This window comes from Methanoculleus sp. (genome assembly GCF_030019085.1).
In the GTDB taxonomy this organism is placed as follows: domain Archaea; phylum Halobacteriota; class Methanomicrobia; order Methanomicrobiales; family Methanoculleaceae; genus Methanoculleus.
The window spans coordinates 1-14,715 of sequence record NZ_JASEFJ010000030.1 but is presented as its reverse complement, the minus strand read 5'-3'; the positions used below and the strand labels follow the sequence as shown (position 1 = coordinate 14,715).

The following is a 14,715-nucleotide window of genomic DNA, read 5'->3' as shown; positions in this document are numbered from 1 at the left end:
TCGAGAGAGAACCCTTCATGCCAACGGCGGCTTACAGGTATACCTGACCTGTTACGAAATGAAATTGTATTGAGGTGCTAAATGCAATCGCGACGATGGATCCCCTGGGTGTTGATAATGACCGTGTGCGTGACGGCGGGCTGCACTGTAGGCCCGGCTACCCCGGAACCTCTGCCATCCGACGGGGTTTTACCGCCAGAAGAAGTACTTCCTCCCGGCCCTGAGGTTGCCGCGAAGTTCACCGAGACGTACGACTCGCTACAGGATTTCTCCGCAACGGTGACGAGCGTATCGGATCGCGGAACGTTCTGTGAAGTGGTCTGGTTTAAGATGCCGGATCGGTTCCGGATTAACTACCTTGCCGAACATCCCACTGATCCCGGGCGTCCTACAAGGGCAGGAGATCTCGTTGTTTTCGATGGTGAAACGCAGTGGCACTACGTCAATGCTACCGATGAGGTTCTCTACGTCTCTGCCCGGATGCGCAACTATACTTTCGGTGACGAGTACGCGACGGGTGCGTTCGACGCTCTCGGCCTGATCCGGAACCTGCTCGCCGACCATGAGTGCTCGTTATCCGGGGTGCAAACCGAGGACGGAAAGAAGATTTACGTGCTTGAGGTTGCGAACACCACCCGGATAGCGGAAACTCCGGATCGGCAGTGGTACCCGGTTTACGCCGTGCATGCCGGGATTGAGAAGGACTCATGGATTCTCAGGAGAGCCGACTTCTTCAACGCTAAGGGCAAGGCGCTCCTGACAGTAGAATACCGCAACGTTACCTGGAACACCGGGATCCCGGATAGCATGTTCCAGTACAGTCCCCCGGAGGGGGTGGCCGTCGAGCCGATGAGAACCGTGGCGATTACCCCTCCCTACACCGGCCCCTGAGGGGAGCTGGGTAGAAGTACATCATTCACGATGGCGAGGTAGTGCTCGCTCTCTGAGGGACCGGCGCGCCCCCGGGTTCCGGCCAGCGACGGCGTTGTTTGGATTTAAAATCGATCGTGAAGGCCCGACGTGTAGACGATTGTCACAGAAATCGTTTATAGAAGAACGTCGACCTCTCCCGCATGGATGCCGATATCCCGGGGCGGGGGTCCGGTCGTGCGACCCGCCAAAAACCGGGCCGGCACCCGGGAGGAGGGCAGATGGAGGAAGATGCAGCCGTTCTTGAGGGGGTTCGATGACCCCGCCGAATCATGAGAAGGGCACCCGATTGAAGCGATACCTCATCGCGGTCGGGGTCGCCGGGCTCCTCCTGTTCGGCTGTTACGTCGTTGTTTCCTCCTACATCGCCACAACCATCCCGCCCGACGAACTCCTGCTCTACGAAGTCACGGAGGAGAGGGCCCGGGAGGGTATCGTCATTCCCCTCGATGAGGAGATGTTCCGGAACCTGCCCGTCCTGGACGCGATCCTCCGGGGTGAGGGGCATGAGGACGAAGGGGGCCCGTATATGTCCGGGGACATCCGGCTGGTGGGGGGCGTGGAGTACCCGGAGAAGATCCGCCAGGAGACGATAGACACCTACATCTTCGATAGCGAGACCGGCAAGCGGAAGTACTTCGAGTACGAGGGCCTGTACTACCGGGTCGGGACAGTTTACCGGGACTGAGCGGCGGGGGATTGAGAATGAGCGGAAAGGCCAGAACACGCACACTCCCCCTCTTCCTCCTCGCGGTGCTGCTCGCGGCCGTCCCGGCAGCAGGCGCGGACCTCGGTCCGAACCAGCACCTGATCCCGGAACTGAAGGTGAACGAATCGATCGAGACGATCGCCATCTCCGGGGTGTTGAGCCTTCAGCCGGAATGGGACGGTTGCGTGACCACCGGGATACCGTTCGGTTCGATCATGGTCCATACGGCGGACGAGAAGACGCTGGTCTTCGATAAAGACGGGAACCACCTCTTCTCCATCAGCGACGAACTCTCTGCAAAAGTTCCCACCCCGGGCGGTTTTGAGAAACCGTGCACCTGGCTGCACCAGCTCCCGAACGACTCCCGGGTCTATCATCACGACAACGTGACCTTCGTCTTCGGCAAGGCCGGGGAACTCATCCTGACCGTCATCAACGAGTGTCCACCGCCCGTCGAAGACCCGATCACCATCAACATCACCTTCCCGCGTGAGGGCGAGACCGTCTGGATCGACGTCGTTCCACCCCGCGTCGCCGTCGTCGGGGAGGTGCATGCCCCCGCAGGTCTGCACAACGTGGTTGTGCGGAGCGGAACCGGGGAGGTCTCGTGCGGAAACCGGCCCGAATTCGCCTGCTCGGTGCCGGTCTCCGCCGGGGAGAACACGATCACCGTCGTGGCGGACAACCACGGACGCCGGGCCGAGAAGACCGTGAACGTGACCGTCCGCATCGGTCTCCCGCCGCCGCCGGCGATCGCCGTCTCGGGCAGGGTGACGGACGCCGGCGGCAACCCGGTTCCCGGTGCACTGGTTCGGTTCGAATCGGTGTTTACGCTCGACAACGAACCCCTTGCGGCGACGGCCGTGACGGGAGAAAATGGCGACTACCTGGTAGAAGATGCCCTCGGCTACCGGCAGACCGTCACGGTCGAGAAGGAGGGTTACTCCCCCCTCCGGGAGGAGTTCGTCTTTGAGAACCTGACGAACGACCTCGACCTGGAACTGGAGCTGTCGAGCCGGACGGTTCCGGGGTTCGGTTCCGCGCTCGCGGTTCTCTCGCTTCTGGGGGCCCTCCTCCTCATCGGCCGGAGGAGGTGGTGAGATGACAGAGAAACGTTCGGTGATCCCGGCGCTCCTCCTCACCGCCGCAGTCACGGCGCTGGCAGCGGGTTTTGCGGTCTTCTGGCCCGGCACGGAGGTCACCGTAGTCCCGCACGAGCAGATTGCCCCACAGGATCAGGCCCTGGTCCATATCGACTTCTTCACGGAGAAGAGGGATGCCCCGGTCGAGGGCGTGGATATCCTCTCTTCGATCCTGCGCTGCGAACTCGCGGTCTACGATACAGAGGCAATCCTCGATCGATTGCTTTCCGGCGAACCGCTCGCGATGCATATCGCCGGGAAGCCCTGCACGGCGGATCTCGAGGAGTCGTTGCACGACACTCACTCCTTCACCGGCACCCTTTCCGGGGAGGGGAGGGTGCACCTGACCATCAGCGGCGACGTCCTTCGCGGCTATTTCGAGATTGGCGGTGTCGCGTACCGCGTGGAGAGCACCGGACGATACGACGCCGGATCCCCGGGCAAAGTCCTCCACTACCTCTACTCCTCCGCCGACGTGAAAGGGCTGAGCGGCTGTTACCTCACGCTCTACAATATCAGCAACGGGGATCTGGAAGATTCCGGGTACCCCCGGGGCTGGACAAAAGCCGACTTCCTGAACGCCGGCCACAAGGTCGTCCCGCTCACCGATGCCGATCTCGTCGGCCTCCCTAAAGTGAACGAGACCCTCCGCACCGGCTTTATGGAGGTGCCGCTCTCGGAGAGCGAGACGATGCGCATCGTAAAGGGTTATCGGGGGAAGATCGCGGAGTACCGCGGGAACTACTACCTGATCGACTTCATCGAGAGTTAGGTTGTGGCGTTCCACTAAACCCTCTTTGCAATCGTCTCGATCGCCTCGATCAGTGTCTGTTGCTGTGGCTTGATAATCCCCACCGGACAGTCGACGAGTTTTTCCACGATCGGTGCAAGGATGGGGGCACAGACTACCCCGAGCGCCCCTTCACGGTCCGCCTGCACCGCGGCGATGATGCACTCGTCGAGAGAGTCTGCAGAATAGCCCCGTATACGGAAACTCTTCTCGCCGATCTGAAGGTCACGGTTGTCAAGGTCGTCGAGCAGGAACCGGGCCGCGATCACCGCTATGAAACTCTTTTCCCGTGGTTCGAGAACGTTGACGATCCGCCGGACAGTGGAGAGTCTGGGGTCTGCCCTGCCCGAGGTGAGTTTGTAGAGGGTGGCAACCGGGATCCCCGCCAGCACGGCGAGGTCACGGACGCTCATACCCTGCCGGGCGAGTTCCTCCTGGAGCGCCGTGGCAAAATCGGTCTCAAAGATCTTCTGCGAGAACATCACTATACCATAGTATTATTATACAGATAATTATTCCTCTTTTTTGGTAAATTTGATGCCTTCAAAGGATAACTCTTTTATTTTCCGGGCGACCATTCTTCCCGCATGGATAACCCATATATCAGGGAGATCACGATCCTTCCCGGCCGGAGCAGGAGCGGCGAACCTGAGCGGTTCGAGGCGATCACCATCCGCCCGGGCGACACAATATCCATCGTCGGTCCCACCGGCTCCGGGAAGAGCGCTTTCATAAACGACATCGAGGTCTTTGCCCGGAACGACACCGCAACGGGACGGACAGTCCTCGTCAACGGTGAATATCCACCCGAGGAGTTTGTCCGCGATCCGGCACATAAGCCCGTTGCCCTGATCACCCAGAACACCCAATGCCTTGCCGACCTTACGGTTGAGGAGTTTCTTGCGATGCATGTCAGGTCCAGGAAGATCGAGGACGAAGGGATCGTCGGCCGGACGATCGACCTTGCAAACGAGTTTACTGGCGAGGCGATCCAGCCCGATGCCCGGATGACCGCGCTCTCGGGTGGGCAGACCCGGTCGCTCCTGGTAGCTGATGCTGTTTTGATCGCGGCTGCCCCGATCCTCCTCCTCGATGAGGTGGAGAACGCCGGGATCTTCAAAGAACGGGTGATCGGGGTCCTCCGTGCCGGGGGGAAGGCAGTCATCTTCGTCACCCATGACCCTCTGATCTCCCTCCTCTCGGCCCGGCGGATCGTCATGCGGGACGGAGCGGTCGAGCGGGTCATCGAGCCTGACGGCCGTGAGAACGCTGCCCTCAGGGAGGCCCGTCGTCTCGACGGCATCCTCCGGCAGATGCGGGACGAGATCAGGGCCGGCAACCTGGTCACAGGATCGGTCGGGGTATGAGGCTCGTCGTCATCGCCGGGCCCCCCTCAGCCGGGAAGACCGCTGTCGTGCGGCAGACCATTCGTGCCCTCCAGGACCGGCATCAGATCGCCTACCTGAAAATCGACGTCGTCCGGGCGTTCGAGGACGAGGAACTCGCGGCAGAGTTCGGGATCCCGGCACGGAAGGTCTATTCCGGCGACCTCTGCCCTGACCATGCCGGGGTGATGGTGATGCGGGATGCCATCGCCTGGGTCGAGGAGGGGGGCGCCGACCTCCTCCTGGTCGAGAGCGCCGGTCTCTGCCTCCGCTGCTCCCCCTACACGACGCAGGGGCTTGGGATCGCCGTTCTCTCCGCAGTCTCGGGGACGAACACCCCCCTGAAGATGTCCTCGATGCTCGCGCTTGCCGACGTCGCGGTCGTGACCAGGATCGACCTCGTCTCCCAGGCCGAGAAAGAGGTCTTCCGGGAGCGGATCAGGGAGGTGAACCCGGGCCTCGATATCGTGGAGACGAACGCCCTCCAGGGGACCGGGATGCGCTACCTCCTCCGGGCGATTGAGGCCTCTTTGCCCATAACCGACCCGGACGCCATCGTGCTCCGGGGTGCGCCGCCGCTCGGGGTCTGCACCATCTGCATCGGGAAGACCGGGGTCGGGTGGCAGCATCACTTCGGGGTCATCCGCAAACTCGAGGGCGCCGACTACCTCTACCGGGGGGACTGACTCATGGCATGGACTCCCCCCGGGAAGGACTGTGGGGCCTGCGGGGCCCCGACCTGCGAGGCCTTCCTTGCCCTGGTCAGGCGGGGGGAGAAGGAGTTCGCTGACTGCGTCTTTTACCGAACCGGGACCGCCTCCCCCCGGTTCGAGGGTGAGGCCCTCCATTCCGGCCGGGACGTCCTCGGCATGGAGTATGACTTCATCATCGAACCCCTGCCCGGCGAGGTCTCGGCCCGGAAGATCATCCTCCCCTTCCGCCCCGACCTCGTGGAGAAGTGGGGGATTGTGCCCGGGGATATCGTCGTCGGGAGACCGGCCGGTGCAGGATGCCCGGTCCAGCACGTTCTCTCGGTCCTCCACGCGAGTCCTGTGAGCGGTCTCCTCACATGTGTGGTCGTCGGCCCGCAGGCTTCCAGGGGCGGAGGATTTAAGGACGTTGAGGCCTACCACATCGTCGGTTTTGAGGGGATTTGCCTGCCGGTGCGGCGTGAGCCGGTTTTCGGGATGCGCCAGCGGTTCCTGCCCGGCTACTGCATGATGAACCTTGCACATACGGGTGTCGTGAACATGGTGCTTGCAAAGTCCGCGGGTCTTCAAGTGCGGGTGGAGGATATCAGGTTGCTATGAAGACGATAACAGAGATCGACGAGAAGATCCGGGACGGTTCGGCGGTCGTCTACACCGCTGCAGAGTTCAAGCGCCTCATCCGCGAGGGTGCGGAGGTCTCGGCCGCGGACGTGGACGTGGTCACCACCGGGACCTGCGGGGTGATGTCGGGAACCGCGGCGATCCTCTCCGTCCCGGTCGCTGAGCCGGGAACCTTCGAGCGGGCGGAGCGTGCCTTGGCGAACGGCGTCCCCTGCATGCCCGGCCCCTGTCCGAACGAGCGCCTAGGGATTGTCGACCTGATCGTCTCGGGAACCGCCCGCGCCGGGACCGGTTACGGGGGCGGGCACCTCTTCCGCGATATCGTCGAGGGACGCGAGATCGAGGTGGTCGTGGAGGCCGCCGACCGCACGGTAGAGGCACGGGTGACCATCGAGGACTTCTCCTACGCCCGGATCTTTACCACCCGGAGCGCTTTTCGGAACTACACTGCTTACTTAAACACCCGACCGACCCGGGTGAAGACGATCTTCTCCCTTGAGGGGCTCACGGGGCCCTGCCGGGAGGTCTCGGTCAGCGGGTGCGGCGAGATCAACCCCCTCCAGAACGACCCCCTCGGGCTCGCGGTCAGTGCCGGGACGCCGGTCCTCCTGAACGGCTCGGTCGGTATGGTGACCGGTGAGGGGACCCGGAGCACCCCTCAGCGCCCCAACCTCACGGTCATCGCCGATATGGCCGGGATGCGGCCCCGCTACATGGGGGGTTTTAGGACCTCCGCCGGGCCCGAGTGCATCACGAGCCTCGGTGCCGCGATCCCGGTCCTCGACGACCGGCAGGTCGCGGGGCTCCGGGTCCTCGACGAGGAGATCCCTCTCCCGGTCGCCGATATCAACACCCGGGCTGTCCTCGGGGAGGCAACCTACGCTGACGTCTGGCAGCACCCCGACCGGGAGGTGACCTACCATCCTGAGTGGTGCGGGGAGTGCTCGACCTGTGTTGTGGCCACCGTCTGCCCGACGGGTGCATTCTCCCGCGAGACCGGTATCGACCCTGATCGCTGCCTTGGCTGCACCGCCTGTCTTGGCACCTGCCCAAACGACGCATTCTCGGGGGATGGGGGCTCGCTCCGGGTCAGGGGTCGGCGGGTCCCGATCACGCTGCGCCAGTCTGGAAGGAGGCTTGCCGAGGACCTCTGCCGGGACTTAAAAGTGATGGTCCTGGACGGCCGGTTCGCCTTTACCGGGGGTGGCGCTCGATGAGGGGGAAATATCTCCTCAGGTGCCCGGGATGCGGTCGATCCTTCCCCGACCGCTACACCCTCGACTGCCCGTCCGGGTGCGATACCCTGCTCAGGACTGTCTATGCTGAGCGCCGCCTCACTCTCCGGAACCTCCCCGGAATCTTCCGCTACAAGGACTGGCTCCCGGTTGAGGGGCACCTCAGGGTCGATGCCGGTCCGGTCTCCTACGAAAGCGTCGGCCTCGCCCGGGAGCTCGGGCTATCCCACCTCACCATCACCTTCTCGGGCTACTGGCCCGAACGGGGCGCCGGGATGGAGACCTGCTCATTCAAGGAACTCGAAGCCCAGCCGACGGTCCTGCGCCTCAGGGAGAAGGGGGCGGGGGTCATCCAGGTCTCGTCGGCGGGGAACACCGGCCGGGCATTCTGCCAGGTCTCGGGCCTGACCGGGGCCCCGGTCGTGGTGGTGGTCCCGACGGCCGCTGCCGCCCGGCTCTGGACGACGGTTCCGGCAGAGAACGTCTGCCTCATCACGGTGGACGGGGACTACTCAGATTCCATCGCCTTCGGGCGGGAGGTCTGCTCTCTCCCGGGAATCGTCCCTGAAGGCGGGGTGAAGAACGTCGCCCGCCGGGACGGGATGGGGACGGTGATGCTCGATGGGGCCCTCGCCGCGGGGAGGCTCCCCGACTACTACTTCCAGGCGGTCGGGAGCGGAACCGGGGGGATCGCCGCCTGGGAGGCCGCGGAGCGGCTCGTTGCCGACGGCCGGTTCGGCCCCCGCCTCCCGGAACTCCACCTCTCCCAGAACCTCCCCTTCGTCCCGATGGTCAGGGCCTGGGAGGCAGGGAGGAGGGCGATCGTAGCTGAGGATATGCCGGACGCCGAAGCCTCGATCGCCCGGGTCTACGCCGACGTCCTGACAAACCGCCACCCGCCCTGGGGAGTCCGGGGCGGGGTCAGCGACGCACTCGCAGCCTCGGGGGGTCGGATGTACGCGGTCGCAAACGAGGATGTCCGGGGAGCCGGGAGGCTTTTTGCCGAGACCGAGGAGATCGACCTCGACCCGGCCGCCGCGGTCGCGGTCGCGAGCGCCGCCCGGGCGGTGGAGGAGGGGCTCATCGACCCGGAGAAACGGGTGCTCCTGAACATCACCGGCGGGGGGTATCAGCGTGCAGCAGAAGACCTCGACCGCGAGGTGGTCGAGCCCTTCCTCCGCATCAAGGCCGGGGCAGTCCTCGACGGAGAGGTCAGGGATGCAATCCAGTCCTGGCTCGCGGAGCAGGAGGAGGTGGCGGCCCGTGCGTGAAAGGCATGTCCTCGACCGCCTCGCGGCCCTCGGGGTCGATACCATCCCGATGCTTCCCTGCGACCGGACCCGGGACCTCTGTGCCCTGATACCGGAACGGTTCCATGCGGTGAACCTCACCCGGGAGGAGGACGGCGTCGGGGTCTGCGCCGGGCTCGCGATGGGTGGGGGGCGGCCCGTGCTCCATATGCAGAGTTCGGGGCTCGGGAACTCCTTGAATGCCATCATGTCGCTCACCGTCACCTTCGGACTTCCCCTCCCCGTCCTCGCGAGCTGGCGGGGGGTCTACCGGGAGGCGATCCCGGCCCAGGTGCCGTTCAACCGTGCGGTCCCGGAGGTGCTCGCGGCGCTTGGGGTACCCTTCACGATCATCCGCGATCCTTCGGATGAGGAATTAATCGATACAGTCGTCCGCGATGCCTACGACTCCATGTGCCCGCACGTGGGGCTGATCCTCCCCTCGTTCTGGGAAGGGGAGGAGGAGGCCTGCCTGCCGGAACAGGTCTTCCCGACGCGGGCCCGGGAGTCGGTGCTTGCCTACCGCCGGACATTCTGCAACCCGGTGATGACCAGAAACGACGCGATCCGCGTGATCGCTTCCGCCCTCGACGACGAGGCGGTCGTCGCAAACATCGGGGTTCCCTCGAAAGAACTCTACGCGGCGAACGACCGGGACACGAACTTCTACATGCTCGGGAGTTATACCCAGGCGACCCCAATCGGGCTCGGCCTCGCCCTTGAAACGGACCGGGACATCGTCGTCCTCGACGGCGACGGGAGTCTACTCGGGACCGCCGTCCTCCCGGTGGTGGCGGCGGAGGCGCCGGAGAACCTCACGATCGTCTGCCTGGACAACGGGGCCTTCGGGAGCACCGGGAACCAGCCCACCCCGGCCTACGGCCAGGTGGACATGGAACTCCTCGCCCGTGTCGCCGGGATCCGGAGGACCTGCAAGGTGCAGGACGAGAAGGAACTCGAAGAGGCCTGGGAGAGCCGGGGCCGGGGACCGAACTTTATCCACGTCGTTCTGAAACCCGGGAATGCCAGGGTTCCGAATATCCCCCTCACCCCGGGGGAGATCCGGGAGCGGTTTGTGCGGGCGCTTGGGAGGTAGGTGTTCGGCTCGTTCCTGTGGCAGAGCGAGTACATCCTCTTTTTCCCGCTGGTCATATTGGGTAGTGGAACTTTTCCCGTATCCTGTTTCTCATCGCATCACTTGAGGGTTGCCAGCCGGAAACGGTTGCACACACCGTAGCAAGAAGAATGATCTCCTGTGGTTTTACCTCAGGAGGAGGATTTGTTTTCGGCAGTTTTGATAACAGCCCCAGAACGTGTAAAGGAATGGGACAGAATTTATAAATAAACTTACGTCCATGTCCTTGTGTGGGCGCCTCGATGATGCGTCTGCAAAAGTTCGTGGGGTCCCTCCATCCCCGGTTGACGCCCCGGATGATAGAGCCCCGCATGCCCGGAGGCAAAGGGAATGTACACATTCCGTGTACTTAAAATGTGTGCCTCTTCTGTCCTCCGGCAAAGAAAAAAGGAGTTGGAACACATGAAAAGAGAAAAAAATGGAATGCGGGCATTCTCCATGCTCCTCGCTGTGCTGCTGGTGAGCATGGTTGTTGTGTCTGCGGTGAGCGCTCAGGATGCAACAGGGACTCCTGCTGTAGGTGGCGGCGAGCCGGCCCTGGTCGTCGGTGACTCTATGAATGTACTCATCGCGGGTGCTACATCGGTATCTGATATACGGGCATCCGGGATCCCGGAGCCGGAAGAACTGAACATCCCGAAGGGCATTACCCGGTATGACCTCGTGACGTTCGAACATGCTGCACTGAACAAGCAGGTACGGGGTGTACTCCCCCTCCGGGTCCACGGCAAGGAGTACCAGGCCGAACTGCACAGGATGGATTTTGAGCAGATCGACGACGGCATCGACTCGTACGAGGGGGTGATCGTCGGCGTTGGCGGGAGCGACGTTCTCCTGACGACCGGGGAAAACGCCCTTGTCGGGAGCGTAACCTTCGGTAACGAGACGTTCTGGATCACCCCGGTCGAGTCGCGAGTGCGCGCAGAGGGAGAAGCGTCGCCTCTGCATGTCATCTACAGCTCTCGGGATATTGAAAATCCTGAAAAATGGAGTCTTATCGATTACGGGACGCTCACGCCCCCGGAAGGATACACTCCGACCGAAGTTCCCGAGAATCTGGAATCTTCCATGAGAGAACTCCAGGACCAGTATGCCACGGTCAATCTGCTGGTGGTTACCGATAACCAAGTTCTACCAGGATCAGGACAACTGGAAAACAGTCGCTCAGGATATCGTAGCCGAAGCGAACCGGCAGTTCGACCGGGACGATATTAGGGTGGCGCTCTGTGTAATGGCGTATACTGACTCCAGGAGGGTTCAACTCTCAAATCAACCAGACATCCTGAGCAACCCGGTTGCTGCATTTGAGAGGGTCTATCCAAATAGCGACCTTGATCTCTGGGCCTCGGATCTCGCATTGTATGTTGGCGGTTACGATGCAGATGGTTCCGCACAGGGACTTTCTTACGGCTACTACCCAGCTAATCATCGGCATGCCTGGGCCCAGATGGTCCCTGACGACCTCTGGTACCAGGGTACCACACACGGCCGCAGGTGCGTGAGCATCCATGAACTGGGGCATCTCTTTGATACAGGCCATCAGGATCTGGATCAAAACCGGACGACGCCGTCTTACCGTAGAGCCTGCCAATGGTTTGACCCGCTTCCCAAAATTTCGGTGACGTACAGCTTCTTCAACGAGGCAATGAGCACCACTGAGTTTTCGTCGGACAACTACCACGGAGATGCCGATCATGACAACGCAAGGAGAATCCGGGAGACAAAATGGACGGTTGCAAACTACCACTCCTGATTGAGAGTAGATGCAAATTCCACCCCAACCACCTTTTTAAATTGTTACCGAAGGACATGGGGTTACAGAAATCAGAGACAAGACGCGTCGGAAAAGAAAGAACAGATCCTTCGGAAGGATATAGAACGCTCTCCTTCCGGCAGGATCAGATGAAGGTAATAATGGGGGTCACATGAAGTCGAAACCAGACAGACGTTTGATCATCGTAGGGGTTCTGGCGTTCATCAGCGTCATCATCCTCGTCGCGGCGGTTGTGCTCGGGTATACCGCCTTCTTCGCCTGGCTCGAAGCAAGCGGCGGGTCTCCGATATTGACCGTCTGGGAGGTCCGGGGAGAACTGCCGGAAAATGTATCCGTCATTCACCTGACCGAGAAAAACTTCGAGCAGCACCCGGCGCTCGACTCCGCGATCCGGGGCGACAACCGGCATCCCGGGCCCTGGTATCCAGATGGTGTCCTCGACAAGCGAACGATTGGGAATGCTCCGGTGACGTACCTGGAACGGGAAGTACTTATCGAGTCGTTCGGTCCCGATGTCGAGGCGCAGAACCAGCCGTACGTCGAATATGACGGTGCGTACTATTACTTCCTCACCCTGATCCCCTAAGATCGGGTCAAAAGCAGGTGCTATTGGAATGGAAGAAGATAAGAATCCTAAGTCAAGGAACCGGTTCAAAACGGCAGGGCTCATCGTAGCCTGCGGTCTTGCCGGCATCGTTGCCGTCGTCCTCGGCTTCATGCTCGCCGACGCCCTCATCATCTACGCTCACGAGAGTTCTGGGGAACAGCCGATGCTCTACGTCATGGAGAGAGCGGAGCCGGGAGAGAGCATGATCGTTCCCCTGACCGAGCAGGACTTCGAACGGCATCCCGCACTCGACGCAGTCATCCGGGGCGGGGAGCGCAACCCGTCGGCGTGGGAGTGGGGCTACCGGGACCAGCGTGTCATCGGGGGAACTAAAGTCTCGTACCGGGAGAGCAAGGCGCTCCACGATGCCTACGGTCCCCAGGGGGAGAGGGGGCTGTACCCGCTCATGGAGTATGAGGGTGCGTATTACGTGGTCCTGACGACATGGCCCTGAAGGGGAGTCCCCGTCGCCCGTTCTCGATATGCATCGCCTCTTTCCACGGGGGAGGTAAGTCGGAGGGAGTGAACTGAACCACAACATCAGTCTGGGCGTCACCGCCTGGCCTCGGGCCACCCTATCCAGTATTATCCAGCCTTAGAGGCCGACTGCGGGAAAATCCCGGGAGGTATCATCCTCCCCCCTCAGCGAAGAAAAGGTTTGGGTTTTTCTGTTCCGAACCGATTCTCCAGAGATCGGGTGAGTGCATCCTTTCGGGCACACCCCTCCCGGCGGGGACGGGGGCACACTGCCGTGCGATCGCCCCACAATGAGAAGGTTAAGCTGAATTCGGAAAAAACCGAACGATGGCTGCTGTTTTTATATGTTCTAACGACCCAGAATTGGATTGGGTGCCGCGTGCGGTGCCCGCTCGTGTGCGGGGGCTGCCCACCCCCTGGTCTGACGCCCGGATGATAGAGCCCCGCATGCCCGGAGGCGACAGAACTGTCTGTGCTGTGCTTATAGATAATAGGCGTTGCGGTTCTGTGGCTTTTTTGGGATTATGGCAAATGGAGGAAAATAGCCTATGAAACTAGAGAGAACGGGAGTTGTCTTACTAGGGCTGCTCCTTATGGTCTCGATGGTCGTGTCTTCCGCTATTGCGCAAGATATTAGTCCTAGGAACGATCTCCTTGGAGATCAGAACCAAGCATGTGTTTCGTGCTCTATTCCAGAGAACGGAGCTACTTTCTCTTACGAATCCGGATCTGAGATCAACTTGCTGAGGGAATTCGGTCTTGATGGACCAAAGAGTTCGGATGACGTCCCTCCACTTAAGTCCTATAGCGATTGTGAAGGTCTTGTTGACGAGATTATGGAAAAGGCAAAGTTGACCGATGATGCAGACGCTATTATAGGCCTCTACGATCTGGAACGTTACCAGATCCTTCTTATCAGCCGCGGAGACCTTGTGCTTGAGGTGGTGTATGACGGAGAATCTGTAACCATGTACGATATCGTCCCTGAACTACTGGGTGAAACGAGAGTATCCTACAGTCCGGAGCAAGTTTCGCTCAGAGAACCGATCACAGCGGAAGGTAGTTTCACGACCGAAACGGTTACTCGACTTTATTCTGTTCCGATCCGGCTCCCAGATTCGGCCCTAATCATGGCGGATCAATATATGGTAACAAAAAATCGGACAGATGAGTATAAGACCAATCTTGTAGTTAGAGGTAGACTTGTAACAGAGGGTGTCTTCTACGTAAATTATGGGCAAAATGTTTCTGGAATCACCGATAGATCCACATGGAGCGTTTTTACTCTATGGAATAAATGTGACTTTAGCTCGTCGTCATCTGGTTCAGGCACGGTCTCTGGTCAAGTAAATGGCCATTTAAAACTAGGGCTCCTTTTTAACCGTGCACAGATGGATGCCTGTGTCAGTTGTAACGCATGGCTGACCACAAATGATGGCGGCTCTCAGAACGAGTGGCTATCTATAGAGGATGATGGCTGTTCATAATAATAATAATTCTGAGCAGGCAAATTTAGATGAAAGGGGTTGTAATGATGGAAAAAAGTAAAAATACCTTGTATATTCTTGCAGCGATAGGAGTGACCATTATCAGTGCCGTTACTGGCCTCTGGCTGATCTGGGGGGTTGTCATCACACTGATGTTTATTGAGAGCCTCGCACATAACTTTAAATCGTGGATTGATGACAAAGAAAAACGCTACCTTGACGTTTTACAGAAAACCCGGTTCGATTCTGTGGAGAGCACTGAGCTGCTACGTTCGATGCAGGCGTCTATAACTAGGATTGAAGAGCGGCTTGAAGCACTGGAAAAGCGGTAGGAAATAATCCACGTAACTATTCAGGGCACCCGCTGTTCCGCCGTCGGCATGAAGGGTGTTCCCTCAAACACCCTTCTCAGTTCCGGTAATAC

The 14,715-nt window shown here is 60.5% G+C and carries 17 protein-coding genes; 16 read left to right on the top strand and 1 reads right to left on the bottom strand.

The window, feature by feature from the left end:
* The first annotated feature begins 81 nt into the window (after window positions 1-81).
* From QMC91_RS09345 to QMC91_RS09330, 4 genes are all read left to right on the top strand, one after another.
* The gene (locus tag QMC91_RS09345; protein WP_300237978.1) at window positions 82-891 is read left to right on the top strand and encodes a hypothetical protein; all 810 of its coding nucleotides are present in this window, start codon (window positions 82-84) and stop codon (window positions 889-891) included.
* A 295-nt stretch (window positions 892-1,186) separates the two neighbouring features.
* Window positions 1,187-1,618, top strand: coding sequence for a hypothetical protein (locus QMC91_RS09340; protein WP_300237977.1), 432 nt, complete (start codon window positions 1,187-1,189; stop codon window positions 1,616-1,618).
* 17 nt (window positions 1,619-1,635) lie between these two features.
* Window positions 1,636-2,739, top strand: coding sequence for a carboxypeptidase-like regulatory domain-containing protein (locus tag QMC91_RS09335; RefSeq protein ID WP_300237976.1), 1,104 nt, complete (start codon window positions 1,636-1,638; stop codon window positions 2,737-2,739).
* Between the two features lies 1 nt (window position 2,740).
* Window positions 2,741-3,553 (top strand): hypothetical protein, encoded by an 813-nt coding sequence (locus QMC91_RS09330; protein WP_300237975.1) that lies wholly within the window; start codon window positions 2,741-2,743, stop codon window positions 3,551-3,553.
* A gap of 14 nt (window positions 3,554-3,567) precedes the next feature.
* Here QMC91_RS09330 and QMC91_RS09325 read toward each other — a convergent pair whose 3' ends face one another.
* On the bottom strand, window positions 3,568-4,053 hold the full coding sequence (locus QMC91_RS09325; protein WP_300237974.1) for a helix-turn-helix domain-containing protein: 486 nt from the start codon (window positions 4,051-4,053) through the stop codon (window positions 3,568-3,570).
* 105 nt (window positions 4,054-4,158) lie between these two features.
* On the opposite strand from QMC91_RS09325, the gene QMC91_RS09320 reads away from it, so the two are divergent.
* The 12 genes from QMC91_RS09320 to QMC91_RS09265 all read left to right on the top strand — a co-directional run bounded on the left by QMC91_RS09320 (window position 4,159) and on the right by QMC91_RS09265 (window position 14,623).
* On the top strand, window positions 4,159-4,938 hold the full coding sequence (locus tag QMC91_RS09320) for an ATP-binding cassette domain-containing protein (RefSeq protein WP_300237973.1): 780 nt from the start codon (window positions 4,159-4,161) through the stop codon (window positions 4,936-4,938).
* Window positions 4,935-5,642: a GTP-binding protein gene (locus tag QMC91_RS09315; RefSeq protein ID WP_300237972.1), complete on the top strand. Its 708-nt coding sequence runs from the start codon at window positions 4,935-4,937 to the stop codon at window positions 5,640-5,642. The genes QMC91_RS09320 and QMC91_RS09315 overlap by 4 nt, the downstream gene beginning before the upstream one ends.
* Before the next feature lie 3 nt (window positions 5,643-5,645).
* Window positions 5,646-6,266, top strand: a complete 621-nt coding sequence (locus tag QMC91_RS09310; RefSeq protein WP_300237971.1) for a (Fe-S)-binding protein — start codon at window positions 5,646-5,648, stop codon at window positions 6,264-6,266.
* Entirely contained in the window at window positions 6,263-7,504 is a 1,242-nt protein-coding gene (locus QMC91_RS09305; RefSeq protein ID WP_300237970.1) for a methanogenesis marker 16 metalloprotein, read from the top strand. Before QMC91_RS09310 ends, QMC91_RS09305 begins: the two co-directional genes overlap by 4 nt.
* Window positions 7,501-8,793 (top strand): cysteate synthase, encoded by a 1,293-nt coding sequence (locus QMC91_RS09300; protein WP_300237969.1) that lies wholly within the window; start codon window positions 7,501-7,503, stop codon window positions 8,791-8,793. The genes QMC91_RS09305 and QMC91_RS09300 overlap by 4 nt, the downstream gene beginning before the upstream one ends.
* Complete coding sequence (comE, locus tag QMC91_RS09295; protein WP_300237968.1) at window positions 8,786-9,907, top strand: sulfopyruvate decarboxylase subunit beta; 1,122 nt, start codon at window positions 8,786-8,788, stop codon at window positions 9,905-9,907. Before QMC91_RS09300 ends, comE begins: the two co-directional genes overlap by 8 nt.
* A gap of 441 nt (window positions 9,908-10,348) precedes the next feature.
* A complete protein-coding gene (locus QMC91_RS09290) occupies window positions 10,349-11,161 on the top strand; it encodes a hypothetical protein (protein WP_300237967.1) in 813 nt (270 codons plus the stop codon).
* A gap of 16 nt (window positions 11,162-11,177) precedes the next feature.
* Window positions 11,178-11,699 carry a hypothetical protein gene (locus QMC91_RS09285; protein ID WP_300237965.1) on the top strand — a complete coding sequence of 174 codons (522 nt, stop codon included), beginning with the start codon at window positions 11,178-11,180 and terminating at the stop codon, window positions 11,697-11,699.
* 172 nt (window positions 11,700-11,871) lie between these two features.
* Entirely contained in the window at window positions 11,872-12,306 is a 435-nt protein-coding gene (locus QMC91_RS09280; RefSeq protein ID WP_300237963.1) for a hypothetical protein, read from the top strand.
* A 28-nt stretch (window positions 12,307-12,334) separates the two neighbouring features.
* Window positions 12,335-12,781 (top strand): hypothetical protein, encoded by a 447-nt coding sequence (locus tag QMC91_RS09275; protein ID WP_300237961.1) that lies wholly within the window; start codon window positions 12,335-12,337, stop codon window positions 12,779-12,781.
* Window positions 12,782-13,352: 571 nt separating this feature from the next.
* Window positions 13,353-14,291 carry a hypothetical protein gene (locus tag QMC91_RS09270; RefSeq protein WP_300237959.1) on the top strand — a complete coding sequence of 313 codons (939 nt, stop codon included), beginning with the start codon at window positions 13,353-13,355 and terminating at the stop codon, window positions 14,289-14,291.
* Between the two features lie 29 nt (window positions 14,292-14,320).
* On the top strand, window positions 14,321-14,623 hold the full coding sequence (locus tag QMC91_RS09265; protein ID WP_300237957.1) for a hypothetical protein: 303 nt from the start codon (window positions 14,321-14,323) through the stop codon (window positions 14,621-14,623).
* Window positions 14,624-14,715 lie beyond the last annotated feature (92 nt).

Bases quoted from the DNA above. Each gene is read 5' to 3' on its own strand.
- QMC91_RS09345 (WP_300237978.1), top strand. From the start codon at position 82: ATGCAATCGCGACGATGGATCCCCTGGGTGTTGATAATGACCGTGTGC.
- QMC91_RS09340 (WP_300237977.1), top strand. From the start codon at position 1,187: ATGACCCCGCCGAATCATGAGAAGGGCACCCGATTGAAGCGATACCTC.
- QMC91_RS09335 (WP_300237976.1), top strand. From the start codon at position 1,636: ATGAGCGGAAAGGCCAGAACACGCACACTCCCCCTCTTCCTCCTCGCG.
- QMC91_RS09330 (WP_300237975.1), top strand. From the start codon at position 2,741: ATGACAGAGAAACGTTCGGTGATCCCGGCGCTCCTCCTCACCGCCGCA.
- QMC91_RS09325 (WP_300237974.1), bottom strand. From the start codon at position 4,053: ATGTTCTCGCAGAAGATCTTTGAGACCGATTTTGCCACGGCGCTCCAG.
- QMC91_RS09320 (WP_300237973.1), top strand. From the start codon at position 4,159: ATGGATAACCCATATATCAGGGAGATCACGATCCTTCCCGGCCGGAGC.
- QMC91_RS09315 (WP_300237972.1), top strand. From the start codon at position 4,935: ATGAGGCTCGTCGTCATCGCCGGGCCCCCCTCAGCCGGGAAGACCGCT.
- QMC91_RS09310 (WP_300237971.1), top strand. From the start codon at position 5,646: ATGGCATGGACTCCCCCCGGGAAGGACTGTGGGGCCTGCGGGGCCCCG.
- QMC91_RS09305 (WP_300237970.1), top strand. From the start codon at position 6,263: ATGAAGACGATAACAGAGATCGACGAGAAGATCCGGGACGGTTCGGCG.
- QMC91_RS09300 (WP_300237969.1), top strand. From the start codon at position 7,501: ATGAGGGGGAAATATCTCCTCAGGTGCCCGGGATGCGGTCGATCCTTC.
- QMC91_RS09290 (WP_300237967.1), top strand. From the start codon at position 10,349: ATGAAAAGAGAAAAAAATGGAATGCGGGCATTCTCCATGCTCCTCGCT.
- QMC91_RS09285 (WP_300237965.1), top strand. From the start codon at position 11,178: ATGGCGTATACTGACTCCAGGAGGGTTCAACTCTCAAATCAACCAGAC.
- QMC91_RS09280 (WP_300237963.1), top strand. From the start codon at position 11,872: ATGAAGTCGAAACCAGACAGACGTTTGATCATCGTAGGGGTTCTGGCG.
- QMC91_RS09275 (WP_300237961.1), top strand. From the start codon at position 12,335: ATGGAAGAAGATAAGAATCCTAAGTCAAGGAACCGGTTCAAAACGGCA.
- QMC91_RS09270 (WP_300237959.1), top strand. From the start codon at position 13,353: ATGAAACTAGAGAGAACGGGAGTTGTCTTACTAGGGCTGCTCCTTATG.
- QMC91_RS09265 (WP_300237957.1), top strand. From the start codon at position 14,321: ATGAAAGGGGTTGTAATGATGGAAAAAAGTAAAAATACCTTGTATATT.